Origin of the sequence: Lentzea sp. NPDC004782, from assembly GCF_040609115.1 — a bacterium.
Lineage (GTDB): Bacteria > Actinomycetota > Actinomycetes > Mycobacteriales > Pseudonocardiaceae > Lentzea.
Genome location: NZ_JBEXJN010000046.1, coordinates 6,098 through 31,641 on the forward strand (window position 1 = coordinate 6,098; position 25,544 = coordinate 31,641).

Annotated in this window: 26 protein-coding genes; 11 read left to right on the plus strand and 15 right to left on the minus strand. The window is 70.4% G+C overall.

The features are described from left to right. Window positions 1–106: 106 nt before the first annotated feature. On the minus strand, window positions 107–2,860 hold the full coding sequence (locus ABZV40_RS33590; protein WP_355450762.1) for an AAA family ATPase: 2,754 nt from the start codon (window positions 2,858–2,860) through the stop codon (window positions 107–109). 244 nt (window positions 2,861–3,104) lie between these two features. Between ABZV40_RS33590 and ABZV40_RS33595 the strand changes: the two genes are divergently transcribed. Beyond that, window positions 3,105–4,325 carry a serine hydrolase domain-containing protein gene (locus tag ABZV40_RS33595; protein WP_355450765.1) on the plus strand — a complete coding sequence of 407 codons (1,221 nt, stop codon included), beginning with the start codon at window positions 3,105–3,107 and terminating at the stop codon, window positions 4,323–4,325. A 67-nt stretch (window positions 4,326–4,392) separates the two neighbouring features. Here the strand turns inward: ABZV40_RS33595 and ABZV40_RS33600 are convergent, their stop codons facing one another. Continuing rightward, entirely contained in the window at window positions 4,393–4,830 is a 438-nt protein-coding gene (locus tag ABZV40_RS33600) for a DUF3237 domain-containing protein (protein WP_355450768.1), read from the minus strand. A gap of 109 nt (window positions 4,831–4,939) precedes the next feature. Here ABZV40_RS33600 and ABZV40_RS33605 point away from each other — a divergent pair, with 109 nt between their 5' ends. Beyond that, complete coding sequence (locus ABZV40_RS33605; RefSeq protein WP_355450771.1) at window positions 4,940–5,926, plus strand: PHP domain-containing protein; 987 nt, start codon at window positions 4,940–4,942, stop codon at window positions 5,924–5,926. Here ABZV40_RS33605 and ABZV40_RS33610 read toward each other — a convergent pair. The 3 genes from ABZV40_RS33610 to ABZV40_RS33620 all read right to left on the minus strand — a co-directional run bounded on the left by ABZV40_RS33610 (window position 5,889) and on the right by ABZV40_RS33620 (window position 7,302). Beyond that, the gene (locus tag ABZV40_RS33610) at window positions 5,889–6,470 is read right to left on the minus strand and encodes a hypothetical protein (protein WP_355450774.1); all 582 of its coding nucleotides are present in this window, start codon (window positions 6,468–6,470) and stop codon (window positions 5,889–5,891) included. The two genes, ABZV40_RS33605 and ABZV40_RS33610, sit on opposite strands and share 38 nt — an antisense overlap. Window positions 6,471–6,601: 131 nt before the next feature. Next, complete coding sequence (locus ABZV40_RS33615; protein WP_355450777.1) at window positions 6,602–6,823, minus strand: hypothetical protein; 222 nt, start codon at window positions 6,821–6,823, stop codon at window positions 6,602–6,604. A 155-nt stretch (window positions 6,824–6,978) separates the two neighbouring features. Beyond that, window positions 6,979–7,302: a hypothetical protein gene (locus ABZV40_RS33620; RefSeq protein ID WP_355450780.1), complete on the minus strand. Its 324-nt coding sequence runs from the start codon at window positions 7,300–7,302 to the stop codon at window positions 6,979–6,981. A 171-nt stretch (window positions 7,303–7,473) separates the two neighbouring features. Between ABZV40_RS33620 and ABZV40_RS33625 the strand changes: the two genes are divergently transcribed. From ABZV40_RS33625 to ABZV40_RS33635, 3 genes are read left to right on the plus strand one after another with little or no spacing between them, the layout of a single operon-like run. Then, a complete protein-coding gene (locus tag ABZV40_RS33625; RefSeq protein ID WP_355450783.1) occupies window positions 7,474–7,938 on the plus strand; it encodes an SRPBCC family protein in 465 nt (154 codons plus the stop codon). Between the two features lie 12 nt (window positions 7,939–7,950). Then, entirely contained in the window at window positions 7,951–8,670 is a 720-nt protein-coding gene (locus tag ABZV40_RS33630; protein ID WP_355450786.1) for a SigB/SigF/SigG family RNA polymerase sigma factor, read from the plus strand. 42 nt (window positions 8,671–8,712) lie between these two features. Then, the gene (locus ABZV40_RS33635; RefSeq protein WP_355450789.1) at window positions 8,713–9,144 is read left to right on the plus strand and encodes a DUF4383 domain-containing protein; all 432 of its coding nucleotides are present in this window, start codon (window positions 8,713–8,715) and stop codon (window positions 9,142–9,144) included. On the opposite strand, the gene ABZV40_RS33640 is transcribed toward ABZV40_RS33635, so the two are convergent. Then, a complete protein-coding gene (locus tag ABZV40_RS33640) occupies window positions 9,131–10,042 on the minus strand; it encodes a DNA topoisomerase IB (RefSeq protein ID WP_355450792.1) in 912 nt (303 codons plus the stop codon). The genes ABZV40_RS33635 and ABZV40_RS33640 overlap by 14 nt on opposite strands. A gap of 49 nt (window positions 10,043–10,091) precedes the next feature. On the opposite strand from ABZV40_RS33640, the gene ABZV40_RS33645 reads away from it, so the two are divergent. Genes ABZV40_RS33645 through ABZV40_RS33655 form a run of 3 tightly spaced genes read left to right on the plus strand, consistent with a single transcriptional unit; the run spans window position 10,092 to window position 12,316 of the window. Next, window positions 10,092–11,159 (plus strand): glutamate--cysteine ligase, encoded by a 1,068-nt coding sequence (locus ABZV40_RS33645; RefSeq protein ID WP_355450795.1) that lies wholly within the window; start codon window positions 10,092–10,094, stop codon window positions 11,157–11,159. Then, the gene (locus ABZV40_RS33650; RefSeq protein ID WP_355450798.1) at window positions 11,159–11,923 is read left to right on the plus strand and encodes an iron-containing redox enzyme family protein; all 765 of its coding nucleotides are present in this window, start codon (window positions 11,159–11,161) and stop codon (window positions 11,921–11,923) included. The genes ABZV40_RS33645 and ABZV40_RS33650 overlap by 1 nt, the downstream gene beginning before the upstream one ends. A gap of 30 nt (window positions 11,924–11,953) precedes the next feature. Then, window positions 11,954–12,316, plus strand: coding sequence for an STAS domain-containing protein (locus tag ABZV40_RS33655; protein WP_355450801.1), 363 nt, complete (start codon window positions 11,954–11,956; stop codon window positions 12,314–12,316). Between the two features lies 1 nt (window position 12,317). Here the strand turns inward: ABZV40_RS33655 and ABZV40_RS33660 are convergent, their stop codons facing one another. The 6 genes from ABZV40_RS33660 to ABZV40_RS33685 all read right to left on the minus strand — a co-directional run bounded on the left by ABZV40_RS33660 (window position 12,318) and on the right by ABZV40_RS33685 (window position 19,009). Then, the gene (locus ABZV40_RS33660; RefSeq protein WP_355450804.1) at window positions 12,318–13,004 is read right to left on the minus strand and encodes an SDR family NAD(P)-dependent oxidoreductase; all 687 of its coding nucleotides are present in this window, start codon (window positions 13,002–13,004) and stop codon (window positions 12,318–12,320) included. A 134-nt stretch (window positions 13,005–13,138) separates the two neighbouring features. Continuing rightward, window positions 13,139–13,585, minus strand: a complete 447-nt coding sequence (locus ABZV40_RS33665; RefSeq protein ID WP_355450807.1) for a nucleoside deaminase — start codon at window positions 13,583–13,585, stop codon at window positions 13,139–13,141. Window positions 13,586–13,595: 10 nt separating this feature from the next. Beyond that, window positions 13,596–15,920, minus strand: a complete 2,325-nt coding sequence (locus ABZV40_RS33670) for an immune inhibitor A domain-containing protein (protein ID WP_355450810.1) — start codon at window positions 15,918–15,920, stop codon at window positions 13,596–13,598. Between the two features lie 89 nt (window positions 15,921–16,009). Continuing rightward, window positions 16,010–17,110: a hypothetical protein gene (locus ABZV40_RS33675; RefSeq protein WP_355450813.1), complete on the minus strand. Its 1,101-nt coding sequence runs from the start codon at window positions 17,108–17,110 to the stop codon at window positions 16,010–16,012. Then, window positions 17,107–18,285, minus strand: a complete 1,179-nt coding sequence (locus ABZV40_RS33680; RefSeq protein ID WP_355450816.1) for an ATP-binding protein — start codon at window positions 18,283–18,285, stop codon at window positions 17,107–17,109. Before ABZV40_RS33680 ends, ABZV40_RS33675 begins: the two co-directional genes overlap by 4 nt. 67 nt (window positions 18,286–18,352) lie before the next feature. After that, window positions 18,353–19,009, minus strand: coding sequence for a M23 family metallopeptidase (locus ABZV40_RS33685; protein ID WP_355450819.1), 657 nt, complete (start codon window positions 19,007–19,009; stop codon window positions 18,353–18,355). A gap of 196 nt (window positions 19,010–19,205) precedes the next feature. Between ABZV40_RS33685 and ABZV40_RS33690 the strand changes: the two genes are divergently transcribed. After that, window positions 19,206–19,904 carry a response regulator transcription factor gene (locus tag ABZV40_RS33690; RefSeq protein ID WP_355450822.1) on the plus strand — a complete coding sequence of 233 codons (699 nt, stop codon included), beginning with the start codon at window positions 19,206–19,208 and terminating at the stop codon, window positions 19,902–19,904. A gap of 4 nt (window positions 19,905–19,908) precedes the next feature. Here ABZV40_RS33690 and ABZV40_RS33695 read toward each other — a convergent pair whose 3' ends face one another. After that, window positions 19,909–20,238, minus strand: coding sequence for a TfoX/Sxy family protein (locus ABZV40_RS33695; RefSeq protein WP_355450825.1), 330 nt, complete (start codon window positions 20,236–20,238; stop codon window positions 19,909–19,911). An 81-nt stretch (window positions 20,239–20,319) separates the two neighbouring features. On the opposite strand from ABZV40_RS33695, the gene ABZV40_RS33700 reads away from it, so the two are divergent. Beyond that, on the plus strand, window positions 20,320–20,595 hold the full coding sequence (locus ABZV40_RS33700; protein WP_355450827.1) for a YggT family protein: 276 nt from the start codon (window positions 20,320–20,322) through the stop codon (window positions 20,593–20,595). Here the strand turns inward: ABZV40_RS33700 and ABZV40_RS33705 are convergent. Further along, window positions 20,576–22,111 (minus strand): FAD-binding oxidoreductase, encoded by a 1,536-nt coding sequence (locus ABZV40_RS33705; protein ID WP_355450830.1) that lies wholly within the window; start codon window positions 22,109–22,111, stop codon window positions 20,576–20,578. The genes ABZV40_RS33700 and ABZV40_RS33705 overlap by 20 nt on opposite strands. Window positions 22,112–22,180: 69 nt before the next feature. Between ABZV40_RS33705 and ABZV40_RS33710 the strand changes: the two genes are divergently transcribed. Next, window positions 22,181–22,954 carry a hypothetical protein gene (locus tag ABZV40_RS33710; protein ID WP_355450833.1) on the plus strand — a complete coding sequence of 258 codons (774 nt, stop codon included), beginning with the start codon at window positions 22,181–22,183 and terminating at the stop codon, window positions 22,952–22,954. Here ABZV40_RS33710 and ABZV40_RS33715 read toward each other — a convergent pair whose 3' ends face one another. Continuing rightward, a complete protein-coding gene (locus ABZV40_RS33715; RefSeq protein WP_355450836.1) occupies window positions 22,955–25,543 on the minus strand; it encodes a CHAT domain-containing protein in 2,589 nt (862 codons plus the stop codon). It lies immediately after the preceding gene. Between the last annotated feature and the right edge of the window lies 1 nt (window position 25,544).

Below are 25,544 nucleotides of genomic sequence, written 5' to 3' on the forward strand. Positions count from 1 at the left end.
CCCTTTTTTCGCCGCCCCCCCCCCCGCTGTTTTTTGGCCTTGAGGGCCCCATACAACAACCCCCCCGGGTTCCGGCCCCCCCAACCCCCCAACGGGGCGCACGTGCTTAGCGCTGTTGCATGGTGTCGAGCACGCGGGCGAGCTCCAACCGCGAGGAGACGTGCAGCTTGGCGTAGATCCGGGACAGGTAGACCTCGATCGTGCGCGGGCTGTAGTGCAGCGCGGCCGCGATGTCGCGGTTGCGCATTCCCTGCTGCACCAACCGCGCCACGTTCTCCTCGGCCTCGGTCAGCAACCCCGGCGCCTTCGAGCGAGCCCGCGGCACCTTCGCGCCCAACGCGCGCAAGCGGTTGCCCGCCTGGCGCCGCAACCCGTGCGCGCCGAGCCGTTGGAACGCCGTGTACGCCTCGACCAGCACCGGCACCTCGTCGGCCGACAGCTCGCCGAGCGCGAGCTGGGCGCGGGCCTTCTCGAACTCCAGACCGCCCAGCTCGGCCTCAGACACCGCCTCCCGCAGCAGGTCCGCGTCCTGGCGCAGGACACCGCTCACCCGCCGGGTCGTGGTGCGCGACCAGGGCGAGACGCGGGTGGACGACACGGAAACCAGTCGTGCCAACGCTTCCTCCGCCGCGGCCGGGCGCCCGCGGTCCAGGTCGAGCTCGATCATCCGCGCGACCAGGACGCAGGAGTAGGCGGACTCCAGCTTCGCGGTGACGGCGTCGTCCAGCACCGCGTAGGCCTCGTCGACCTCGCCACGGGCGATCAGGTACTCGGCGAGGGCGCAGGCGTGCAGCTTGGAGATGTTCACCGACTGCGGTGCGGGCAGGGCGGCCAGGCGCGCGGCGACGTCGAGCTCACCGCGCCAGGTGCGGATGAAGAGCTCGACCGCCTGCAGCACCCCGAGTGCCTGGTCGGCCTGGGCGGCCTCGACGTCCGGGAGCCAGCGGCCGATGCCGTCGAGAGCGGCGTCCCAGCGGCCGCCCAGCCAGTCCAGTGCCACGCGCGAGGCCGCGCGTTCGGCACGGAAACCGTGCGAGCCCACCTGGTCGACCAGTTCCTCTGCCCTGCGCACGCGCCACGACGCGTCGTGCACCAGGCCCGCCAGCGCGGTGATCGACGCGCAGACGGACAACGCCTGCAGTTCGAGCATCGGCTGGCCGTCGCTGCAGGCCAGGGCGCGGTTGGCGTACTCGACGGTGCGGTCGTGCTGAAACAGCAACGACGACAGCATGGCCAGGTGCTCGAAGACGATCACGCCCTCGGCCGGTGAGCTGATCGGAAGTGCCTCGATGCGTGCCACTTCGCTGACAGCGTCGTCGTAGCGGTTGTTGTAGACGAGCAGCACAGCGCGTTGGGCTTCCAGCGAAGCCGGGACCGGACCTCGCGCGACTTCGTCATCAGCCAGTGCCATCGCTTCTGCCGTGCGTCCGACGGAGAACAACGACGAGATGACCGCAGTGGCGACCCTTGTGCGTTCCGGCCCGGGGTCCAGCGACTCCAGCGCGGCCAGGCCCGGTTCGACGGCCAGGGCCGGACGTGACGCCCTGGCGAGCACCCGGCACTGCAGCGCGAGCAGCTCGGCGCGTTCAGGTGCGTTGCGCGGCAACAACTGCAGGGCGCGGGCACACAACGCGGCGGCGGTCTCGGGGGCGGTCGCGCGGGCCACCGAGGCGGCTTCGGCGAGGATGCCGACCGCGACCCGGTCGCCGGGCGCGGCGGACTCGGCGAGGTGCCACGCCAGTTGCAGCAGGTCGACCGGCAGGCCCCGGGCGCGGTCCTCCATCAGCCGCGCGGAGATCAGGGAGTGCAGGTGACGGCGCTGCGCCGGACCGACCTCGTGGTAGAGCGCCTCCCCGACCAGCGCGTGCGAGAAGCCGTAGCCGAGGTCGTCGTGCACCACGATGTGTGCGCGCAACAGGTCGTCGAACGCCGCCACCACCGTCGACTCCGGCAGCGAGGCGACCCTGGCCAGCAACGAGATCTGGTCCAGCCGCACGCGCCGGAAGACGGCGACGGCCCGTGCGACCAGACGGGTGTCGTTCTCCAGAGGGGCGACACGGCGCAGAACGGCCTCACGACGCGTCAGCCGGATGGCGTCGGGAGACACCGCGAGACGGGCGCGGTTGCCGTCGACCGTCACCAGATCGAGCTCTCTCAACGAGCGGGCGATCTCGGTGACGAAGAACGGGTTGCCGTCGGACCGTTGCTGGACTTCGCGGGCGAGCCCGGAGTCCACGGGGGTCTGCAGCACGGCCTCGACGATGCGGGCGACGTCGGCGTCCGACAGCGGGGCGAGGTCGATGCGCACGACCTCCGCGTGCTGTTCGACGCGATCCAGCAGGTGTTCGGCGCCCGGTTCGCTGACGTGCGAACGGCTCGCCGTGACCAGCACGAGAGGTGCCGCCGACACGCGGCGCAACACCAGGGTCAGCAGGGCCAGGGAGTCGTCGTCGACGTGGTCGAGATCGTCGATCAGCAACGCCGCCGGACGCGTCGCGGTGAGCTCGGTGAGCAGCCGCACCACCCGGTCGCAGGCCCGCCCGAACCAGGCACCGGAGTCCTCGGCCACGGAGATCTCCAGTGCCGCGAGGGCATCCGCGCGGATCTTGTCCAACTGCGGCGGCGCGCCGAGCGACCGGATCAACGCGACCACCGCGCCGTACGGGATGCGCTTGCCGAGCACGTCCGACGCCGACGTGAGCACCCCGCAGTGCCGTTCGCGCAACCGGCGGGCGATCTCCGCGAGCAACGACGTCTTGCCGATGCCCGGTTCTCCGCTCACCCGCACCACGACGAGCCCGGTCGCGGGCGCGGTGCCGACGCAGTCGAGCACGGCGCGCAGTTCCGGTTCCCGGCCCACCAGGCCGGTGCGGAGCGGAGTGTCGACGATGACGGCCTCCCGGCGAGCGTCGGCGGAGCACCGCCGAGTCTTCCACGCGGGTGTCCGGCCCCGGCAAGGCCCGCGTTCCGCACACGATCAGTCACACACGGTGCGAAGGACTGCTCCAGGTGAGGCTCGTCACGTTAGCCGCTAAGTCTTCCCTACTGATCCGTGGCTCCAGTCAGTGATGCCCTTGGTACAAGCCACCTCAGAAGGAGGATCCATGTCGATCCAGGGAACCTGCGCGCCGCAGTTCGAAGAGGTGCGCGCCGAGTTCGAACGCAACTTCGCCGAGCGCGGTGAGGTGGGCGCCTCCGTGCACGTGACCCTCGACGGCGAGCCCGTCGTCGACCTCTGGGGCGGCGTCGCCGACCCCGTCACCGGTCAGCCGTGGTCCGAGGAGACCATCGTGCACGTGTGGTCGTGCACGAAGGCCGCGACCGCGCTGTGCGCCCACATCCTCGCCTCGCGCGGCGTCCTCGACCTCAACGCGCCGGTCACGACGTACTGGCCGGAGTACGGCGCCGAGGGCAAGGACGCGACGCTCGTCCGGCACGTGCTCAGCCACCAGGCCGGCCTGCCCGCGCTCACCGAATGGCTGCCCGCCGGCGCGTTCTACGACTGGAACCTGGTCACCACCGCCCTCGCCGCCCAGAAACCGCTGTGGGAGCCCGGCACGAGACACGGCTACCACGGCCTGACGTTCGGCTTCCTGGTCGGCGAGATCGTCCGCCGCGTCACGGGGCTGACCCTGGGCCAGTTCTTCGAGAAGGAGGTGTCCGGACCACTCGGCCTCGACTTCTGGATGGGCCTGCCGGAGGACCTCGAACCCCATGTGGCGCACACGATCCCGGTCGACCCGACGCAACCGGGCATCCTGCTGCCGTCGCTGTTCATCACCGCGATGACGCAACCCGAGTCCGTGCCCGGCCTGATGCTGCTCAACAACGGCGGCTACATGGCACCGGGCGAGTCGGACTCCCGCGCCGCGCACACCGCCGAGATGGGCGCGATCGGCGGCATCTCCAACGCCCGCGGTCTCGCCGGCCTGTACCGGCCGCTCGCGCTCGGTGGCTCCTACCACGGCGTGCGGCTGGTCGAACCGCGGCAGATACCGCAGATGTCGAACGTCGTGGTGGCCGGGCTCGACGCCGTCGTGGGCGTGCCGTCGCGGTTCGCGCTCGGGTTCCAGAAGGCGTGCGACAACGCGCACCTGCCGCCCAACGACGCCGAGGGCCTGCTGCTGCCCGAGGAGGCGTTCGGGCACAACGGGATGGGCGGCTCGCTCGGGTTCGCCGACCCCAAGGCGCGGGTCTCGTTCGGTTACGCCATGAACCGGCAGGGGCCGGGGCTCGGCGTCAACGCGCGCGGACAGTCCCTTGTGGACGCTCTGTACCGGGCGCTGGGGTACCGGCAGACCGGTGGCGGCACCTGGTTCGCCTGAGGGCTTGGCCCCGAGGCTCCGGAGGAGCACATTCCTCCGGAGCCTGGCGGCGGAGGCCGGGCGAACTTCACCTCACGAAACACACCTCGTAGGTCAGCACCAGACCATCGAGCGCGCCCTTCGCTACCGCCTGGACGCGGTTCAGCCAGCGGTAGCGGTCATCGCCGGTCTCGAAGAGCGGGGCCGCGTACAACGGCGCGCCGAAACCGCTCGAGACGTCGACCCGTCCCGAGTAGTGCAGGTACACGTAAGCGTCGTCGTGCGTCCTCAGCACAGACCGCACGTCGAGGGTCGCCGTGCCGTCCGGGCCGATGGTCAGCCAGTCGGCGGTGGACGTCCCGTGCATGACGCCGGACAGCCGCTCGCCTTCGAACCTCCCCGACTCGACCTCGTAGATCAACCGGTCGCCGACGGGCGTTTTCGGGAGCAGGTAAGGCTTTCGCAGGGTCGCGGTCATCGTTCCCAACGGCACGAGCTCCATCGGCGCGAACAGGTTGCTCGACATGGCGGCGAAGCTATTCGGCCCGTGCCGGGCGGGCAACGAGCACCGCTTATCCGTCGGGAAACCCCGTACACCGGCCCGCGCGGCCGAGCCCGATGAGGTAGGAAGAGGTATGGATCCGGTCAAGGCGTTGAAGCAGGTGGCGTTCCACCTCGAACGGGCGGGCGAGCCGACCTACCGCGTCCAGGCCTTCCGCAACGCGGCGGCGGTGCTCGCCGAACTCGACCCCGCCGAGGTCGAGAAGCGGGCGGAACTCGGCACGCTCACCGACCTGAAAGGCGTCGGGAAGTCGACGGCCGGAGTGGTCGCGGACGCGCTCGCGAACCGCGAACCGGCCTATCTCGCGAAGCTGCGGCACGTCGACCTCACCGGCGGCGAGGAACTGCGCGCGAAGCTGAAGGGCGACTGCCACGTCCACTCCGACTGGTCCGACGGCGGCAGCCCGATCAGGGACATGGCCGAGGCCGCACGGGACCTGGGCCACGAGTTCATGGTGCTGACCGACCACTCGCCGCGCCTGACCGTCGCGAACGGACTTTCCCGCGAACGCCTGGAGAAGCAGCTTGAGGTCGTCGCCGAGCTGAACACCGAGCTGGCGCCGTTCCTGGTCCTCACCGGCATCGAGGTCGACATCCTCGACGACGGTTCGCTCGACCAGGACGAGGACCTGTTGGCACGACTGGACGTCGTGGTGGCGAGCGTCCACTCGAAACTCAAGATGCCCAGGGCGGAGATGACCGAGCGGATGCTGACGGCGGTGGCGAACCCGCACGTCGACATCCTCGGACACTGCACCGGACGTCTCGTGGTGGGCAAGGGTCGCCCGGAGTCGCAGTTCGACGCGGAACGGGTCTTCGAGGCGTGCGCGGAACACGGCACCGCGGTGGAGATCAACTCACGCCCGGAACGCCTCGACCCGCCACGCCGGCTGCTGAGCCTCGCCGTCGACGCGGGCTGCACGTTCTCGATCGACAGCGACGCGCACGCGCCCGGCCAGCTGGACTGGTTGAACTACGGCTGCGCCAGGGCGGAAGAGTGCGGTGTGCCGCCGGAAAGCGTGATCAACACCAGGTCCGCAGCCGAGCTGCTGTCCGGGTGAGGTGCTCGTACCACGACACCAGCGGCCCGGTGTCGGCGAGCGCGCGTCCCAGCGCGACCCGGCACAGGTCCCTGACCGGTTCGGGATCCCAGCCGGCCACCAGGTCGTCGAGTGATCCGCGCAGGGTGCCCAGCGCGTAGCGCTCCAGCCCGGCGCAGATCGGCACGACCGTCCCGTCCGCCTCGACCACGAGCGGATCGACCCGCACGAACGCCGACGGGTCCGCCCGCAGCAGCGCGGCGGACGTGACGTCGAACCGGACCTCGACCGCGTCGTCCTCGGCGACCCGGTTCAGCTCCACGGCCGCGTGCACGAGGTCGACCCGATCGACGCCGTACGGCCGCACGCGGACCTTGCGCGCGCCCTTCCCGACGGCCTCGGCAGCCATGCCCCGGAGCAATGGCACGGTGTCCGGCACCAGGTCGATCAGCACGGTCACCCGGTGACCGTGCGCAGCGCACTCACCCACCTCGTCCAGCCCGACCACGAGCTCGGCGCCCGGCACGGCGGTGAGCCAGCGAGCGTCGTGGACCTCGACTCCCATACCCGGTAGGAGCGTCCGTTCGGCCCACAAATACGTCCGTACCGCTGATGGGGCCATTTGCTTTTCGCATCCGGGTTCCCACCCGGCGGGGATTTCGGTACCGGAGGGGAGCTCGCCCGCGCCCCGGTGGCTCAGACGGGCAGGGGCCGCATCCGGTCGGGCATGTGGGCGCGCAACGCGTCGTGCAGCAACGTCACGTCGTCCGCGTCCAGCACGACCGACCCCGTGGCGCACGCCAGCACCGCCTCGCCGGTGCGCTGGTCGGGCACGTACCGCAGCATCACGTCCTGCTGGGCGACGTCCCGGACAGTGCACGACTCCGCCTGACGAATAGCGGTCAGCAGCTCCGACACCCGCTCGTATCCCAGCCGCGCACTCCACCGCAGCCCGGCCGGGGGACGAACGAATAACCGGAGGCCTCCCGCGGCTCGGCGAACCTCGACGCACGTCAACACCGCTAACCTCCTACAACCCGCTCACCAGCGAGACTAGCCAAAAAATCCGGGCATCAGCGGTGCCTGTCACCCGTTCGGTTCACTGATCGCGCGGCTTCGGAGAGCTTGAATTCTTTTTCCGTCCGAGCGCTGAAAAAGTTCTCCACCAGCATCACTCCGGTTGGAGCAGCGCCGTCCGGGCAGCAGAAGACCGGCTGACGGAACAGTGCATCCCGCACAGAAGCGGAAAAATGGGCTGCACCCGAAGGAAGCATGCCCTCACAGGGTTCGGAACTGTCGGTGAAGGACGGCGGTGGCGAAGTGAAACGCCGCCCTCCACTCGACGTTTTCGCCGGTGAGAGCCGGTGGATCGGTTCACCGTCGAGCCGTTGGCTCATCAGTATGACGTGGATCACAGGCATTTTGACCGGCGCGGGCGAATTCGTGATGCGCGGAGCGCGAGTGACCCCCCACCGGGTGTGTCCGTCCAGAGTGGACCGAACACGATGTGTAACAACCGGCGGCCCGGGTACTCACCTGGTGCAAGCAACTCATGAGGAGGAGGTTTCGTGACCACCATTGAGAAGACGGTGGACGTCCACGTGCCGGTGAGCACGGCCTACAACCAGTGGACCCAGTTCGAATCCTTCCCGGCGTTCATGGACGGCGTCGAGAAGATCGACCAGGTCACGCCGACCAGGACCCACTGGACCACGAAGATCGGCGGGGTGGTCCGCGAGTTCGACGCGGAGATCACCGAGCAGCACCCGGACGAGCGGGTCGCGTGGACCACGATCGACGGGCCGCCGCAGGGTGGCGTGGTCACCTTCCACCGCTTGGACAACGACACGACGCGGGTCCACCTCCAGATGGAGTACGACCCGGAGACATTCACCGAGAAGGCAGGCGCCGCCCTGGGCGTCGTCGGCCACCGGATCGAGGGTGATCTGAAGCGGTTCAAGGAGTTCATCGAGAACCGCGGCACCGAGACCGGCGCCTGGCGGGGCGACGTGACGCCACCGCCCCAGGTCTGATCGTGGTGCACGTTGACGCCAGATCAACACGCGGCGTTCGAGGAACTCGCGCGCACCGGCCGTGACTCGCCGCGCTACTACGCGCTGCGGGACCGGCTGGTGCGCGAGTACCTCCCGCTCGCCAGGCACATCGCCCGCCGCTTCAGCGAACGCGGCGAGCCGATGGAGGATCTCGCGCAGGTGGCGGCGGTCGGACTGATCAACGCCATCGACCGGTTCGACGTGGGCCGGCAGACGGACTTCCTGTCCTACGCCGTGCCCACGATCACCGGCGAGGTGCGCCGCCACTTCCGCGACCAGTGCTGGGCGGTGCGGGTACCGCGCAGGCTGAAGGAGCTGTGCGACTCGATCGACGGCGCGACCGCCGAGCTGTCGCACAAGACCGGGCGATCTCCCACTCCCTCCGAGATCGCCCGGCATCTGGGGGTCCCGCTGTCCGACGTCTACGAAGGCCTGCGGGTGGAGAAGAACGTCGCCTTCGCGCCGCTCGACGCGCTGGAGTCCTCCACCGTCGACGACCCGGCGCTGGAGGGCGTCGAGATCCACGAGGCCCTGCAGCCGATGCTGCGGGGCCTTCCGCGGCGTGAGCGGACCATCGTGGTGCTGCGGTTCTTCGGCCGGCTCACCCAGACGGAGATCGCGCGCCGCGTCGGGATCTCCCAGATGCACGTCTCCCGCCTGCTCACCAAGTCGCTGGAGCAGCTGCGGCACAACCTCCTGGCGGACGACTGAAATGAGCGAGCGGGGATGTCCGGTCTTCGCGATACTGACCGCATGAACCGGTTGCGGTGGCCCCAGAAGCTGGCGATCAGCACCGGTGCCCTGCTCGTGCTCTGGGGAGTGGCCGGCTTCTTCGTGACCGGCTTCTCGCCCTTCGCCGGCGAGTCCGGCACCTCGATCCTGCTGCTGCGGGTGAACCCGTTGCAGAACACCGTCCACGTGGTCCTCGGCGCCCCGCTGGTGCTGGCCGCCCCGCGGCTCAAGGCGTTGAGCGGCACCGGGTTGCTCGTGGCGATGTTGTTCCTGGTCGTGTTCGGACTCGGGCTCGCCCGCTACGACGACCAGGTCGTCAACTTCCTCAACGTCAACCCCGGCAGCAACGCGCTGCACCTCTTCGCCGGGTTCGCCGCGCTGGCCGCGGCCCAGGGCGCCGCCTGGTGCCGGCAGTGCGACCGGGCCGCGGCCGCCGCCGTCAGGGCCGCCTGAGCAGCTTCAGCACCGCCCGCTCCGGGTCACCTCCGCCGATCACCTCTCCGCGCTCGAAGGCCTCGGTCAGCCGCGGGTCCACGTAGGACTTCCTGGCCACCGCCGGGGTGTTGCCCAGGCGCTCGGACACCTCCTTCATCACCGCGCTGACCGCTCGCCTGGTCGGCTTGGCCTGCGCCGCGAAGGCCTGGGCGGCGAACACCGTGGCGTGCCAGGTGCGCAGGTCCTTCACGCTGAACTCGTCGCCGACGAGCTCGCGGAACCGCTCGTTGACGTCGTCGGCGGTGAGGTCGAAGACGCGGCAGTCCGGGGTGCGGTCCTTGAGCAACGTCCGGACGGCTCGCGCCAGCTGCGGGTCGGTGATCTCCTCGTCGACCTCGACCCCGTGCTTGGCGGGGAACCGGAACCGGACGCGGTCACCACGCACGCTGAGGTGTTCGCAGAGCAGCGTGGCCACGCCGTGGGTGCCGTTGTCCTCCGCGTACTCCTCGTGGCCGACGCGGAAGACGCCGAGGTCGAGCATGCGCAGGGCGATGGCGAGCAACCGCCGGGGGCCGCGCGACCTCATGTCCTTCAGGATCTGCTCGCGGAACCGCTTCAGTCGCGGGGCGAGCCGGAGGACGCGGTCGAACTTCTCGGCGTCGCGGTCGGCCCGCCACTTCTCGTGGTAGAGGTACTGCCGCCGGCCGGCGTCGTCGTAGCCGACGGCCTGGATGTGGCCGTTGGGGTGCGGGGAGATCCAGACCTCACGCCACGCGGGCGGGATGACCAGGGCTTTCACCCGTGCCACGTCGTCGGCGCTCAGGGGCCTGCCCTGCGCGTCGAGGTAGCGGAAGCCGGCGCCGTGACGGCGGCGCGTCCAGCCCGGGCCGGCCGGGTCGCTTCGGCGCAGTCTCATGTTTGATCTTGGGGATTGATCGTCACGGCATCCGGGTACCCGCTCGCCGATGAACGACTACACGGTTGGGGTCGAGCAGGAGTTCCTGCTGGTGGATCCGGAGACGAGACGACCGGTCCCGCTCGCGCCGCGGGTTCGCGAGCTCGCGCACGCGCCAGGTGACCTCGACGTGCAGGGCGAGCTGACGCCCTTCCAGATCGAGATCGCCACCGGCGTGACCTCGTCGTTCGAGGAGCTGGACGAGCAGGTGCGCGCGGCACGGCGGGTGCTGGTCCAGGCCGCCGACGAGGCCGGGTGCCGGCTCGTGGCGACGGGCATGCCACCGATCGGGAAAGCCGGGCCGCCTCCGGGCACCGACGACCCCAGATATCACCAGATCGAGTACTCGCACCGAAGACTCGTGATCGGGCAGGGTGCTTGCGGGCTGCACGTGCACGTGGGCGTCGAGGACAGGGCGGAAGCGCTGCGGGCGTCCAACAAGCTGCGGGTGTGGCTGCCGACGTTGCTGGCGTTGAGCGCGAACTCCCCGATCTACGAAGGAGAGGACACCGGGTACGCGAGCTGGCGGTCGATGGTGTGGTCGCGCTGGCCGGTGAGCGGACCGCCGCCTTCGTGGGACGGCCCCGAGCACTACGACCGCACCGTCGACGCGATCATCTCGACGCAGGCGTTGCTGGACCGGGCGATGGTGTACTGGGACGTCCGCCCCTCGGCGAACCACCCGACCGTCGAAGTGCGCGTTGCGGACATCCCGCAACTGGCAACGGAAGTCGCCGTCCTCGCCGAGCTGATCCGAGCCCTCGTCGTGTCGGAACCCTCCGAACAGAGGGTGGACGACCCCGTGCTGCGGGCGGCATATTGGCGGGCGTCGCGCGACGGGGTCGACGGACTGGCCGCCGATCCACACACCGGAAAACTCTCCCCCGCGTTCGACCGGGCACTCGAGCTCGTCGAGCACGTCGCGCCCGCGCTGCGCGATCGCGGCACTCTGTCTACTGTGGAGCGCCAGATGGACTGGTTGCGCCACAACGGCTGCGGTGCCGCTCGGCAACGACGCTGCCCGGACCCCGAGTCCCTTGTGGACATGCTGATCGCCCGAACGCGTGAGGAAACCTGATGCGCCTCCCCGCTCCCCGCGGCCACATGAGCTCCGCCCTGGTCGCCGCACTCCGCGAGCCGCCCCTGCCCCGCCCGGCGCTGCTCGTCAGCACGGGCGCCAGGGAGATCTTCCTCGACGACGACCTGCAGCTGTCGTTGTGGATCTGCTACGAACTGCGGACGCGCGGCTTCGACGACGTGGCCGCCGGCTGGGAGGACCACCCGGCGCTGGCCCAGTTCCACGCGGCACTGGAGACGCGCTGGGAGGAGGCGCTGCGCTCGCTGACCGAGACCACGCAGCCCGCGGTGCTGGACGACGGGGGTGTGGCCGAACTGCGCAGGCACCACGCGTTCTGGCAGCCGCGCCGCGAGATGCGCTCGGTGCTGCGCGACATCCACGGCGACGCCTACGGCATCCGTTCCGAACGGACGCACTCGGTGCTGTTCACCGTGACGCTGCGCGACCTCGACCCCGTCGGCGTCGACGAGATGCCCGCCCTGACGTTGGCGCTGGTGAACGCCCTGTCGTTGTTCGGCCTGCACCAGCGCCTGGTCGGCGCGCTCGTCGGGTTCCTGAGCGCCGTCGACACGATCGGCGGTGACCCGTTCGCCCAGCTGCTGCCCGTCCAGTGCCCTCCGGACGACGTCCGTCTCGGCTTCACCGCGTGCCACGAGCTCCACGCCCGACTCACCCAGCACGTCCACGCCTGTCTGCGGGCCGGCCGCACCTCGCTGCGGGGCCGCTGGCTGGTCTCGCAGGGCAGGGTTAACGTGGGGTGCTGACCGCCCTGTGAAGGCTCGAAGGGAGACAGCGTGCCCGACCCGATCGCTCTGGCCACCGTGGTCGTCGACCGCACCGCATCCGACGTCGTCGTGCTGCACGTGTCCGGCGAACTCGACACCACGAGCAGCAGTGAGCTGACGACACCGCTGGAGAGTCACGTGGTGTCCGGAAACCGCGCTGTCGTGGTGGATCTGGGCGGGGTGAGGTTCCTGGGTTCCGCCGGGCTGGAGGCGCTGGTGCTCGGTCAGCAGCGGGCTTCCCGCGCCGGCATCGACTTCGTCGTCGTGGCGTCGTCGCGCGCCGCTCTGCGCCCGATCGAGGCGACCGGGCTGGGCTCCGTCTTCACGATCCTGGGGTCGGTCGACGAGGCCGTGGCGCGCTATACGTCCTGAGTCACCACGGCAGCGGTCCCTCGGCGTCGAAGTAGCCGCCGGTCGGGCCGTCCGGACCGATCTGCGCCATCCGCACGATGATCTCCGCACCCTGCTCGACGGTCTGCCGTCCGGCACCGCGGTTCAGGTCGGTGGCGGTGAAGCCCGGTTCGACGGCGTTGATCCGCATGTTCGGGAACGCCTTGGCGTACTGCACCGTGACCATGTTGACCGCGGCCTTGGACACCGGGTAGGCGACCCCGGGATACCCGCTGCCCGCGGCGGCCGTGGCGAGCGAGGCGAGACGGCTGCTGACGTTCACCACGACCGGCGCGGCGGAGCGCTGCAGCAGCGGCAGGAAGGCGTGCAGCACGCGGACCAGGCCGAAGAGGTTGACCTCGAACGTCTCGCGCATCAGGTCCGCGGTGAGCTCGGCGGCGGAGACCACGCCCGACTCGGTCCACTCCGGAGCGATGCCGGCGTTGTTGACCAGCACGTCCAGTTCCCCGACGGTCTCGGCCGCGGCGGCCACCGAGGCGTCGGAGGTGACGTCGAGCTGGACGGGGCGGGCGCCGAGGCGGTCGGCGGCCTGGAGACCGCGTGCGAAGTCCCTGCTGCCCAGCCACACCGTGTGACCGGCGAGGACGAGCTGACGGGCGGTCTCGTGGCCGAGGCCCTTGTTGGCGCCGGTGATCAGCACGGAGGACATGCCTCCAACCTACGACCTGGAGCGCGTTCCAGGTCAAACAACGGGCCCTGGCCGGAACTCGCCGTCCGGCGAGGTGGATGAAGGGCGCCTTCCTCCACCTGGTGTGGATGAAGGCGCCCTTCATCCACGTAACTTCAGTCCTGGCCGATGTCCTCGTACCAGAGCTCCGGCCGTTCGGCGATGAAGGACGTCATCATCTCGATGCACTCGGCGTTGTCGGCGATCGTGATGCCGACACCGTGCTCGGCCAGCCAGTCGTGGCCGCCGTAGAACGTCGTGGCCTCGCCGATCAGCACGTTCGAGATGCCGAACTGGCGGACCAGGCCGCTGCAGTACCAGCACGGCGACAGCGTCGTGACCATCGTCGTGCCGCGGTAGCTGCGCTGCCGTCCGGCGTTGCGGAACGCCGAGGTCTCCGCGTGCATGGACGCGTCACCGTCCTGCACCCGGCGGTTGTGGCCCCGGCCCAGCAGTCGGCCGTCGCCGTCGAAGAGCGCCGCGCCGATGGGAATTCCCCCCTCGGCGAGTCCCGTCCGCGCCTCTTCGACGGCGACGGCCAGCATGTCGGAAGCAGCTGTCATGCGCTTCAAACTACTTCGTCTTGAACAGCTTCACCGTCATCGACGTGCCGGACTGCCGCAGCACGCGCAGACCGACGCCGACCGCGGGCAGCTTCACGCCCGCCTGGGGCTGCTCGGCGTACCAGTACTGCTTGGTGTCGTCGAACACCGGCTGGGCCGCGGCACCGCGGATGTAGGAGGCCTTGCCGTTGACGTGCAACGTGAAGGAGTCCGACTTCTGCAGCGAGAACGGCGCGTCGTAGCCCGCGACCGAGGTCGGCCACCGCTGGCCTTCGAGGTTGTAGATCGGCGCCGGGTTGGCGTCGATCGGCAGGATCAGGCCCTCGCCGGGGTGCTCGCTGACGTTGTTGTCGAGGAAGCTCGTGTTCCACAACGACACCAGCAGGCCGTCCTGGTACGGGAAGTGCTCCACGAGGTTCGGCTTGTCCGGGAAGCTGTACCGGTAGGGCCCGGTCTTGTTGTACTGCCCGTACGACTCGTAGGTGCGGTTCGACGCGATGTAGAACTGGTCGAAAGTCTTCGTCTCCTTGCCCGTGGTCGTGCGGAAGCCGCGCGTGATCCACGGCGATGTGGTCTCCGCGCCGTCCGTCAGCACCGGTGCGCCGTCGGCGGTCACGGTGATCTGGTCGGCGAAGAAGCCCTGCAGCGACACGGCACCGTCGGTGCGGTAGGCGAGGCGCAACTTGGTGTTCTTGCCCGCGTACGCGTCCAGCGACACGTTCACGTCCACCCACTGACCACCTGACGACCCGGTGATCGCGGGCGCCCCGGCCGAGTCGCGGGCGAACGCGGCACCACCGGCGGTGCCGTCGAGCTGCGTCCAGCTGCCGTCCTCGTTGGACGCCTCGACGTAGAGGTAGTCGAAGTCCTTCTCGACGTCGTAGCGCGCCTTCAGCGTGACCGACGCCGACTTCTTGCCGCGCAGGTCCAGCGGAACGGTCATGGAGTGGTCGAGGTCGTTGCCCTGATCGCTCCACCACATCTTGTTGCCCGCGAACGGTGTGCCGTAGTCGAACGACTTGGAGGTGTCCGGCAGCACGACCACGAGTCCCTGGGCCTTCGCGGTGTTGTACTCGTGCGGCCCCAGCTCGAACACGCGTTCCTGACCCGCGACCGCGACCTCGTAGTCGAGCCAGCCCAGCTGCAGCTTGTCCCAGGCGGAGAACTCGTTGGGACGCTCACCGGGGGCCTCGCCCGGCGCGTTCGCCCGGTCCTGCCCCATGACCGACCACCAGTTGACGCCGTTCGAGCCACCGTTGGTGTCGTAGTGGTCGGGCAGGCCGAGATCGTGCCCGAACTCGTGCGCGAACGCGGCCACGCCGCCGTTCTCGGGCTGCATGGTGTAGTCGCCGACCCAGATGCCGGTGTCACCGATCGGCGTACCGCCGAGCTTGTTGGTACCGGGCCCGGTCGAGTAGTTCTTGAACGCGTAGCCGCGGTGGCTCCAGATCGCGTCCTCACCCTGCCACCGGTCACCGTCGGCCTGGTCACCGCCCGCGTGCACGATCTGGAAGTGGTCGATGTAGCCGTCGGGCTCGTTGAAGTCGCCGTCACCGTCGTAGTCGTAGCGGTCCCACTGGTCGTACTCGGCCAGCTGCGCCTTGATCTGCTCGGTGGTCCGGCCGGCGGCCTTCTGGTCGGCGACCCACTGGGTGACCGCGTCCTTGACCAGCTCACGGACGTTGTCGCAGATGTTGCCGTCGCACGGGTAACCGTTGCTGCGGCCGTAACGCGCCTCGTTGTAGCGGACCTTCACCCAGTCCGTGACGGTGCCGTCGACCGCGTACCTGCCGCTGGACTGCTTGTCGTAGAAGTTCGCGACGGAGTTGGCGTCCTTCCGGTGCGAGAAGTACAGGTCCTGGAAGTGCGCACGGCTGTAGTCCGGCTGCCAGATCGTCGTGTTGTCCACGGCCCGGTTCGGCTCGGGGATCTGGTTGCGCAACGGCCCGTCGAACCGCTGCGGCCCCGGCGTCTTGGGGTCGGTGTCGCGGTCGGGGTAGTCGGGATGCCGCTCGTTGCCGAACTCCGCGAGGATCACGAAGATCTTGTCGGTCTTCTCCCGCTTGAGCTCGACGTACTGGTCCTTGCCCTGCTTCCGGCCGACCTTCGCGACGGTGCTGCTGCCGCGCTTCTCCGTCTTGGCCACCCCGGTCAGCACGTCCGCGAGCGCCTGCTGCTTCAACGCGCGCCGCTTGACCTCCAGCTCGTGCGGCTGCTCGTCGGACTGCCGCGCCTGAAGCTTCTCGGGCTGGGCGGGCGGAGTCGCGGTTGCCGGTGTGACCAGGGCCGCGGTGATGAGCGTGAGAGCCGCTGCTCCCGCCAGAACTCTTCGCACGGTTCGTTCCCCTCCTCGGAATCCGGAGGGCACGCTACGTAGTTGGCTGGTGGCTCAACACGTCCGAAAGTCGGGAGTCGACGCTGCCGTCACGGCTTGCCGGACCGCAGTTCCACGTAGCACGGCGGGTCGACCCGCAGCCGCCCTCCGACCTCGGCGAGCACCGCCTGGGCGAAGGCGACGTCCGCGGCACCGGGAGGTGTCTCTCCGCGCGTGACCAGCACCGTCACCACGACTTCGGAGTCTTCCGAGCCGACGTGGACCACCACGGCTTCGTTGCCGGCGGCGAGCCCTTCGAGGATCCGGCGGCCGGCGCCGACGAGGGCGGTGCGGTGCTCAGGACCGAGTTCGGGCAGTCTGCCGGGCACGCGCAGCGCGGCGTCGTTCGTCTCGACCGTCAGGCCGCGGCGGCGTGCGGCTTCGACGGCGCCGTCCAGTCCCGCGGCCAGGCCGTCGGCGGCGGCCACCTCGCCCGTCTCGACGAACCGGCGCAGCCAGGTGGCCTTGGCCCTGGCCAGTTCGCGCTGCCGGTCGTCGTGGACCAGGTCGCCGAAGGCCAGCACCTCCAGGGTTTGCAGGACGCGGTCGTGCAGTGCTCTGGCGTGCCGCAGCCGTTCCCGTTCGGTCGCGATCTCGGCCGCCACGAGCAGTTCCCGCGCCCGCCCGCGGTTGATCTCGGTGTCCGCGCGGCGCAGCAGCCAGGCGCCGGCCCAGCCGCCGAGCGCGTTGGCGAGGTAGGCCGCGGGCGTGCCGAGCGCCGCCGCCGGATCGGCGTGGTGGAACGCCAGGTCGGACAGCAGGTGGCAGACGCCCCAGGTGGCCCCCAGCAACGCCGCCGGGCCCGCGCGGCGGCAGGCCATGCCCAAGGTGATCGAGACCAGGATCGTGTAGGGGTAGGCGAAGTAGGTCCACCCCGGTCGCGGGCCCTGCGTGAGCCACGCGTCGGCCACGATCGCGACCAGCCCGGCGGGCACGTCGAGGTACAGGCCCGCGGGACGGATCGTGCGCGTCCGGCGCCACACCACGAGCACCAGGCCGGTGGTCACGACCAGCCAGACCAGCAGTGCCGCCGTGGCCGGTGGATGCCGGAAGTCCTTCCACACGAAGGGAATCGCGACCCCGACCATCGCGAGCGCGCCCAGCCGCACGGTCACGCCGACCGCGTGGGCGGACCGCGTGACGCCCGTCATCGCACCGGCACCCACAGCCGGACCCGGGTGCCCCGGCCGGGGCTGGAGTCGATCACCGCCCCGCCGCCCACTTCGGCCAGCCGTTGCCGGATCGACTGACGACTGCCGGTGCCGGCCCGGACCGCGGCGGGGTCGAAACCCCGCCCGGCATCGGACACCACGACCCTCACGTCGCCGTCCGTCACGTCCACCGCCAGCGACGCCTGAGCCACACCAGCGTGTTTGACGACGTTGGTCAGAGCTTCTCGCACAGCACCGAGCAGCGCCTGAACCCGTTCAGCGGGCAGGGCCGGCACGGTCCCGGGTGAGAAGCACACCCGCACGCCGGCACGCCCCTTCTCCTCGGCCAGCCGGCCGAGCCCCTCGACGAGATCAACGGGCGGATCCGTCGAGCCGGTCGTGACCAGCCGGCGCAACCACGCCGCTTCCGCGCGCAACTGGTCCCGCACCCGCCGGTCGGCGATGTCGTCGGCGGCGAGCTCCTCGATGGTGGACAACAACTGGCCGCGCAACGCGTCGGTCTGCCGGATCCGTTCGCGTTCGCGGGCGAGCGTCCCCGCTCTGGCCACCGCCTGCCGCCGTTGCTCGTCGACCTGGCGTGCGGCGGCACGGACCGAGGCGGCGATCACCCAGGCGATGAGCGCGTCCCAGACCGGGTTCAGCACGTCCGGGGTCACGTGCCAGGTCAGCGGATACGGTTCGGTCGAGGCGGCGATGTTGCCCAGGGTGGCCCCCGCCGCGATCGTGGCGACGCCCAGCGCGGCGGGGAGCGACCACGGCGCGAGGCCCGCCACCGGGATGGCCACCATCAGGTAGTTGTAGGTCGGGCTCCAGGCACGACCGGCCGCTGTCACGGGCAACAGCAGCACACCCGGCCACAGCGTCGAAGACGTGGTGAGCATGTCGAGCAACGCCGGCCACACGGACACCGCACGCCGCCGGAGGCAGATCACGGCGAACACGGCGGTTTCCGCGGCCGCCACCGCCACGATGGCCACCAGTGGCCACCACCTGGCCGACGGCACGGTGGTGCTCACCAGCGCAGGAATGAGCGTCAGCAACGACAACAGCCGTGCCAGCACCACGACGACCGCCAGCATGTGCTCGACGAAGGCGGCGGCGGTGCCCGTCAGGTTCGACGACTCGGCACGTGCGGGCACCGCGACACCGGCCACTGCGCAAGTGTGCCGCAGTGGCCGGTGCCGCAGTGGTCATCAGCCGCAAGTTGATCCACTCGGACGGTCAGAAGCAGACCTTCTGGCCCTTCTGCAGGAAGTCGTAGAAGCCGCCACCGCAGCCCGCGTGCACCATGTGCCGCGGTTGCGCGCTCTGACCGCCGTAGACCCCTCCGGCCGCGGTGATCTTGGCGTTGCGCATCAGGGAGAAGTGCAGGTGTGGCGCGAACCCGCCGGTGCCGCCGACCAGGCCGATCACGGTGTTGTTGCCGATCCGCTGGCCTTTGCCCACCTTCACCGCGCTCAGGTGGCAGACCACGCTCCACCAGCCACCGCCGTGGTCGACGATGACGTACTGCCCGCACGTCTCCCAGCCGCTCGGCGCCCACCCCGCGTAGACGACGGTGCCCGCACCCCCCGGAGCCAGCACCTGGTCACCCGCGCGCATCCCGAGATCCACCGCGTAGTACTGGTTCATGTGGGTGGCGTCGTTGCAGTTGCGGTGGAAACCCTCGCCGTAGAACGACCCGTTCTGCATCGCGAACCCCTGACCGCCGTTCGCACTGCTGGTCAGCGGTGTCTGCAGGAACTTGTTGGTGGGCCAGTCGACACAGCCGGCGACGGTCTGCGCGGACACGTCACCCGGTGCCGCGGCGGCGCTGGTGACGGTCACCGTCAGCAGCGCGAACAGCGCCGCGGCGGCCACGGCCAGCCTGCGTGCCATGGTGCTCTTTCCCATCGAACTCCCCCGTTCTGATCACGTGATCCTCTTCGTCGGATCGGGTTGTTTGGTGCCATCGCAGTCTTTCGGCGATGCCGCGCGGACGTCATGTCGGCAAAAACCTGTAGGTCGCGCACCACGACGACCGTGGTGCGAACAGGGGAAGGAGGACGCCGGTCCCGCTACGTACCGTGAGAGCATGAGCGACGAGACCAGCACCGCAGACGTGCGCCGGGACGACGCGATCCGCGTGGCAGTCGTCGACGACCACCCCATCGCCCGGCTCGGCATCGAGCACGTGCTGAGCGCTGCCTCGCACATCGAGGTGGTCTGCAGCACCGGTTCGGTGGCCGAGCTGGGCCGCGAGCTGGAGCGCGGAGCCGGTCTGGACGCGCTGATCCTCGACCTCTACCTCGACGGCGACACGCCCGCGCTCGCCGAGGTGGCCGAACTGTCCAGGACGAACCGAGTGCTGATCATGTCAGCCTCCGGGAGAGCGGCCGACGTGCTCGGCGCGATCCGGGCCGGCGCCAACGGCTACATCACCAAGCGGTCCAGCCCCGAGCTGATCGTGTCGACCGTCGAGACCGTCGCCGCCGGTGGATTCCTGCTGTCCGGGGAGCTCGCCGACGTGATCCAGAACGAGCTGGTGCGGCACGCTCCCCCGCCCGCCCCCAGCGAGGCCCGCCCGTCGTTGTCGCCTCGCGAGGAGCAGACGCTGAACCTCGTCGCCAAGGGGTTCACGCACGCGCAGATCGCCACGAGGCTCGACGTCCGGAAGGCCACTGTGGACACCTACGTGGAACGAATCCGGGCCAAGCTCCAGCTCGGCAACAAGGCGGAGCTGACCAGAGCCGCCCTCGAACGACTCGCCCCACCGCCGCGCGAGCGGCCGTGACCGGTCACTTCGGCGGCAGCGCCTCGACGAACTCGCGCGCCCTGCCGATCCACTCCTCCAGCGCCTCGTCCTCCGCCACGGCGCCGCCGTCCACGATCACCCAGCCCTTCATCGGCCGTCCCGTGAAGTCGAAGACGCGCGCGCCGGGCCGGGCGAGCGCGTCCTCCTGCGCGTCCGGCCCGACGCGGGCGATCAGGTCGTCGCCGATCACGCCCACCAGCATGTTCCCGTGCCACAGGAACGCGATGCCGCCGAACATCTTCTTCGCGATGATGCCCGGCAGCGGCACCAGTGCATCGCCCAGGCGATGGGCCAAACCCTCGTCGTACGCCACAGGCTGAATACTGTCTCAGCGAGTTGCCAGGCGCCTCTCAGATTCGTGTGGCTTCATGGACATACAGGACAAAGGGAGGCCATGTTGTTCGGCTTGGTCGGCTTCGTGCTCGGGTGGCTGTTGACGCTGTTCATCCTCGTGATGATCGGCCGGATGATCGTGGACTGGGCGGTCACGCTGGAGGCGCGGGGTGACTGGGTGTGGAAGACGCGCCGGGTGACGCACGCGGTGACCGAACCGGTGCTGTCGCCGGTGCGGCGGGTGTTGCCGCCGCTGCGGTTCGGCGGGTTCGGGCTGGACCTCGCGTTCACGGTCGTGTTCTTCGCGGCGTTGATCCTCAGGTCGATCGTGTGGTGAGGACGCCGGGGTTGAGCACCCCGGCCGGGTCCAGCGCGGCCTTGGCACCGGACAGCGCCGCACCGAAAACAGCCGGGCGCTGACGTGCGTACCAGGGCATGTGGTCGCGGCCGACGGCGTGGTGGTGGGTGATCGTGCCGCCCGACGAGATCAACGCCTCCGACACGGCGGCCTTGATCTCGTCCCACTGCGCGGTGAGGCTGCCCCACCGGCCCGGCGCGTAGATGCCGTAGTAGGGCGCCGGGCCGTCCGGGTAGACGTGGGTGAAGCGGCACGTGACGATGCCGGCCCCGCACACGTCCTGAAGAACCCGTGTCGCGGCCTCCACCACAGCGGCGTGCAGCGCGGGGAACCGGTCCCAGGTGCAGGCCGTCTCGAACGTCTCGGTGATCATCGCGTGCTGGGCCATCGCGTCGCGCTGATAGGGCATGCGCAGGAACGACCTCCGCCACCGCTGTGCCGCGCCCTCGACCACCTCGCCGTCGCCGCACAGCTCCAGCGCCTGTGCCAGCACCGCGTCGACCGGGTGCGAAGCGGACTCGAAAGCCAGCACCAGCACGGAAGAAGCCGCACCGGCGTTGAGGAACGCCTCCGCCGGATCCAGCAGACGGCAGTTCGCCGGGTGCAACCCCGACTGCGCGATCAACCGCGTCGCCTCCACCGCCCGTTCCCACGACGCGAACCGCACCGAAGCGCCGGCGCGGAAGACGGGCGGCGACTGCAACCGCAGCCACGCCTCGGTGATCACGCCCAAAGTGCCCTCCGAACCCAGGAAGAGCCGGTCGGGTGACGGCCCGGCGCCCGACCCCGGCAACCGCCGCGACTCGGACACCCCGACGGGAGTCACGACCCGCAACGACTCGGTCAGGTCGTCGACGTGCGTGTAGAGCGTGGCGTAGTGGCCGCCCGCGCGGGTCGCGAGCCAGCCGCCCAGCGTCGAGAACTCGAACGACTGCGGGAAGTGCCGCAACGTCAACCCGGACGGCTTCAGCTGCGCCTCCAGCGACGGCCCGAACACACCGGCCTGGATCCGCGCGGCACGGCTGACGGCATCCACCTCCAGCACCCGGTCCAGCAACGACAGATCCAGCGTCACGACCCGTTCGAGATCCCGCGGCTCGACCCCGCCGACCACCGAGGTGCCGCCACCGAACGGAATCACCGCGACGCCGTTGGACGAACACCAGTCCAGCACGTCGACGACGTCCTGCTCGGTCCGCGGCCGCGCGACGGCGTCCGGCAACGGCCCGACCTCACCGGCGAGGTTCCTGGTGACATCGCGATAGGCCTGACCACGGGCATGGCTGAGCCGGTCGACGACGTCAGCGGAGTACAGCCCGCCAGGCGGTGAGATCCGCGGCGGCGGAACGTCCAGCGACGAAGGGTCCGGCGGAGCGTGGAACGTCAGGTCCGCGTCCGGCAACACCGCGCGGACGCGGGAGACCAGCTCACGGCGTTCGGCGGGGGTGACGGCGTCCTCGACGGTGCCCCAGCCCCACCACGACCTCGTTGTCATGCCGAGCAACATAAGCGAAACGTTTGAGTTCTGGAATGCCTCGGACCGGAACGCACTAGCGTCGCCCGCATGAAGCCCTGGGGGATCGTGGCTTTGCTCGCGGCCGTGCTCGCCGTGCTCGCGTACTTCGCAGCCAGACCAGCGGGCGACGGGGCCACCGACGACTCCGCCGACAGCTCGGCGGAGTGCCTCGCCAGGTATCCGGTGCCGGACAGCGCGGCCGCGTTCGCACGCCGCGAGCTGGAGTGGTACAGCCAGTGCGGCGGCTGGGACGTCATCGAGTTCACCGACATCGGCAACCGCCTCACCGACACCAAGAAGCCCAGCTCGCGCCTGGTCATCCGCATCCACCACGACGAGTACAACGCCTTGTGGGTTCACAAGGACGCCGTCACCGCGTGCTATCGCATGGAGTTCAACTACTTCGGCCTCGCCGACGGCCCCTCCCGAGTCCACTGCCCGCCCGGCGCCCCAGCGCTGCTCCCGCCGGGCATCCCGCATGACGGCGTGCCCGGCAACTACGCGGATGCCTTCAAAGCAGCCCTCTCCGCACTACCACCAGCCCCCAGCCGCGACGAGGTGCTCACCGCGGTGCGCGCGCAGCTGCCACCGTTGCCGACCGACGAGTACGGGCAGCCGTGGCGCGAGCCCACTCTGGACGCGGCCGTCGAGAACGGCGAAATCGGCGTCGTCGCCAACGGTGGCCGCGACAAGTGCCTTGAGGGCGTGCGCCTCGCGGACGGCACCGTCACCGTCGGGATGGCGGCACCTTCGGACATACCGAATGCCACCCGCGGCTGCGCCGCCGAAGGCGCGCTGTTCTCCAAGCGCCCGCGGAAGTGATCAGCCCGCGCCGAAGCACACGAACCCCACGGCCGCAGCATAAGCAGCGTCGTCGGCCGCAGCCCGTTGCACCGCCGCCAGAGCCTCCGCCGGCGCCATCCCCGCGGCCAGTTTCTGGTGCAGCTCCACCATGACCGGCGCGGTCCCGTCGGTGGGCACCGGCACCACCGGCGCGATCAACGTCCGCGTCCCCAGCCCGAGCAGCGCCGCCGTGAACCCCATCAGCTCGTCCCCCGGACGGACCGCCGACTGCCCGGTGTCACACGCCGACAGCACCACCCGAGCCGGAGGCGTCCGCAGCCGTTCGATGTCGTAGACGGTCAACGGCCCGTCCGCCAGCTCCAAGGCGCTGAACAACGGGTTGTCGACGCGGAACGAGCCGTGGGCGGCGATGTGCGCCAGAGCCGCACCGTCCATTGCGGACGCAACGGCGCTCACGGTCGCCTCTGAGTCGACCAGGACACGGCCAGGAACGTGCGCACTGATCGCCTTGATCTCGGCGGGCGCGGCGGTCATGCGCGGTCCGGCCGCCAGCACCGCCTCCCCGCCCGCGTCGGCGGCCGAACAGGCCCGCAGCCACACCGAAGCCGAAGGCGCCACGGTCACCTGACGCTCCAGCACGGCCCACGGCAGGCCGTTCAGCGCCCCGGTCGGCACCACGACCAGCGGCCGTCCGTCGATCCGGGCCGCCAGCGGTGCCAGCAACCGTTGCGCCAGAAGAGAAGCCGCGTGCGCCGCGGAAGACCGCGCCACGGCCAGGTTCGGCAGTCGCGGCGGCAGCGTCACCAAGCGGTGCAACGCGAAGCGCAGCAACCGGATCTCGCGGACCACGCCGTCCAATGGACCGAGCGTGTGCAGCGAGGCCCGGCCACCCGCCAGCACCACGGCCATCAGTGAACCGTCGTACTCGACGAACTCGATCAGCGCGGCGTCACCCAGAGCACTCACCAGCGAAGCCACCGACGGCGGCTTGAACACCGCTCCCCCGCCGGACATCTGCCGGGTGAGGTCGCGGACGCGTTGTTCGGCACGGACCAGCTGCACGCGCAACGCGCCGGCGGGCTTGCCGGCCAGCACCGCCGACTCGATGTCGGCGGACACCGCCCGCAACGACGCCAGCGCGTCCTCCAGGCGCGGATCGTCCGGCGGTGACACGGACTTCATCCGCAACGCCCCCGCGCGCCAGGTCTCGGTCCACGACAGCACCCGCCCGGCGTTCCCGGACGCCACGGCCAGCCGCAGCCCCTCCAGCGCCAGGGCCTGCCCCTGCACGCCGGTGGACGCCCGCAACTCGGCGGCGCCCAGGGACACCCGGTACTCGTCCAGCAACGAAATACCGCGGCGCAGTGCGGCGGACGTGCCGCGGATGTCACCGGAAAGCTTGCGCCGCAACGCCTCCGCGTACCAGCCGCGGACCCGCAGCCCGGCCGGTCCGCGCGACCGCGCCGCCGCCGCCACGGACAGCTCCGCGACCGCACGCGCACGATGCCCGAGGTCGGCGGCGACCAGTCCGGCGTCGATGCGGGCCTCCAGCGCGGGCAGGCGCCAGTCCATCGCGTCGAGCTCGGCGGCCACGCGGGACAGCGCGAGCCGCAACGGCCGGGTGCGGTCCCCGCGCAGCACCGCGGCGTGCAGCTCCAGGTAGCGCGCGCCGGCCGCCCACAGCAGGCGTTGCTCGCGGCGGAACCGGCGGCGTGCCTCGGCGGCGAACGCGTTGGCGGCGCCCGGATCGTCGTCCAGCAGCGCGATCCTGGCGCGGAAGTACAGCGCCTCCGAGGTGGCGAACGGGTTCCTCAGCGCCTTCAGCTCGGTGATCGCCCGGTCGGCCGCCGCACGGGCCTCGTCGACCAGCGGCACGGAGACCAGCAGCTCCAGCCGGTTCACCAGCAGCGCCGGCCGGGGCACGTCGAGCCGCCGGTAGACCTCGTCGGCCTTGTCGAACAACGTCAGCGCGGCCGGCACGTCACCGGACCGCGTCGCCATGATGCCCGCGTTCCAGTGCACGTCCGCGACGCCCAGTTCCTGCCCCAGCGAACCGAGCAGCGAAGCGGCCACGTCGAAGTCCGCGGCCGCCTCGCGCATGTTGCCCACGTACGCGCGCACGAGCCCGCGGTTGTTGTAAGCGCGCGCCTCGACCAGCTTGTCCTCCACGCGGCGAGCACCGCCGATGGCCGCGGTGTAGTCGCGCTGGGCGTCGTCGTAGCGGGTGAGGTAGTGGAAGACGACACCGCGTTGCATCAGCGCGGCGACCGCGTCGGCACCGGTCAGCTCCGGCATGGCGACGTCCAGCGCGCGCAGGGCAGCGCGGTGCCGGCCCGTGTAGGCGAGCACCCACGCGAGGCTCATCTGCGCCAGAGCGGACAAGCGGGGCAACGACGCGTCGGTGGCGATGCGGATCGAGCGGCGCAGGTGGCGAATCGAGCCGCTGTAGTCGTGCAGCTCGCGCAGCGCCAGTCCGATCGCCCGTTCGGCGATCGCCCATTCCGAGCGATCTTCCGTCGTGCGGAGCACCTCGCGAGCCATCTCCACGGCCGCACGCGGGTTGCGCTGCCTGGCCTCCAGCGCGTCCTCCGCACAAAAGTCGGTCACG

Coding starts and splice junctions, on each gene's coding strand:
- ABZV40_RS33595 (WP_355450765.1), top strand. CDS start 3,105: ATGTCGATCCAGGGAACCTGCGCGCCGCAGTTCGAAGAGGTGCGCGCC.
- ABZV40_RS33600 (WP_355450768.1), bottom strand. CDS start 4,830: ATGTCGAGCAACCTGTTCGCGCCGATGGAGCTCGTGCCGTTGGGAACG.
- ABZV40_RS33605 (WP_355450771.1), top strand. CDS start 4,940: ATGGATCCGGTCAAGGCGTTGAAGCAGGTGGCGTTCCACCTCGAACGG.
- ABZV40_RS33610 (WP_355450774.1), bottom strand. CDS start 6,470: ATGGGAGTCGAGGTCCACGACGCTCGCTGGCTCACCGCCGTGCCGGGC.
- ABZV40_RS33620 (WP_355450780.1), bottom strand. CDS start 7,302: ATGAGCCAACGGCTCGACGGTGAACCGATCCACCGGCTCTCACCGGCG.
- ABZV40_RS33635 (WP_355450789.1), top strand. CDS start 8,713: ATGAACCGGTTGCGGTGGCCCCAGAAGCTGGCGATCAGCACCGGTGCC.
- ABZV40_RS33640 (WP_355450792.1), bottom strand. CDS start 10,042: ATGAGACTGCGCCGAAGCGACCCGGCCGGCCCGGGCTGGACGCGCCGC.
- ABZV40_RS33645 (WP_355450795.1), top strand. CDS start 10,092: ATGAACGACTACACGGTTGGGGTCGAGCAGGAGTTCCTGCTGGTGGAT.
- ABZV40_RS33650 (WP_355450798.1), top strand. CDS start 11,159: ATGCGCCTCCCCGCTCCCCGCGGCCACATGAGCTCCGCCCTGGTCGCC.
- ABZV40_RS33660 (WP_355450804.1), bottom strand. CDS start 13,004: ATGTCCTCCGTGCTGATCACCGGCGCCAACAAGGGCCTCGGCCACGAG.
- ABZV40_RS33665 (WP_355450807.1), bottom strand. CDS start 13,585: ATGACAGCTGCTTCCGACATGCTGGCCGTCGCCGTCGAAGAGGCGCGG.
- ABZV40_RS33675 (WP_355450813.1), bottom strand. CDS start 17,110: ATGACGGGCGTCACGCGGTCCGCCCACGCGGTCGGCGTGACCGTGCGG.
- ABZV40_RS33685 (WP_355450819.1), bottom strand. CDS start 19,009: ATGGCACGCAGGCTGGCCGTGGCCGCCGCGGCGCTGTTCGCGCTGCTG.
- ABZV40_RS33690 (WP_355450822.1), top strand. CDS start 19,206: ATGAGCGACGAGACCAGCACCGCAGACGTGCGCCGGGACGACGCGATC.
- ABZV40_RS33700 (WP_355450827.1), top strand. CDS start 20,320: ATGTTGTTCGGCTTGGTCGGCTTCGTGCTCGGGTGGCTGTTGACGCTG.
- ABZV40_RS33705 (WP_355450830.1), bottom strand. CDS start 22,111: ATGACAACGAGGTCGTGGTGGGGCTGGGGCACCGTCGAGGACGCCGTC.
- ABZV40_RS33710 (WP_355450833.1), top strand. CDS start 22,181: ATGAAGCCCTGGGGGATCGTGGCTTTGCTCGCGGCCGTGCTCGCCGTG.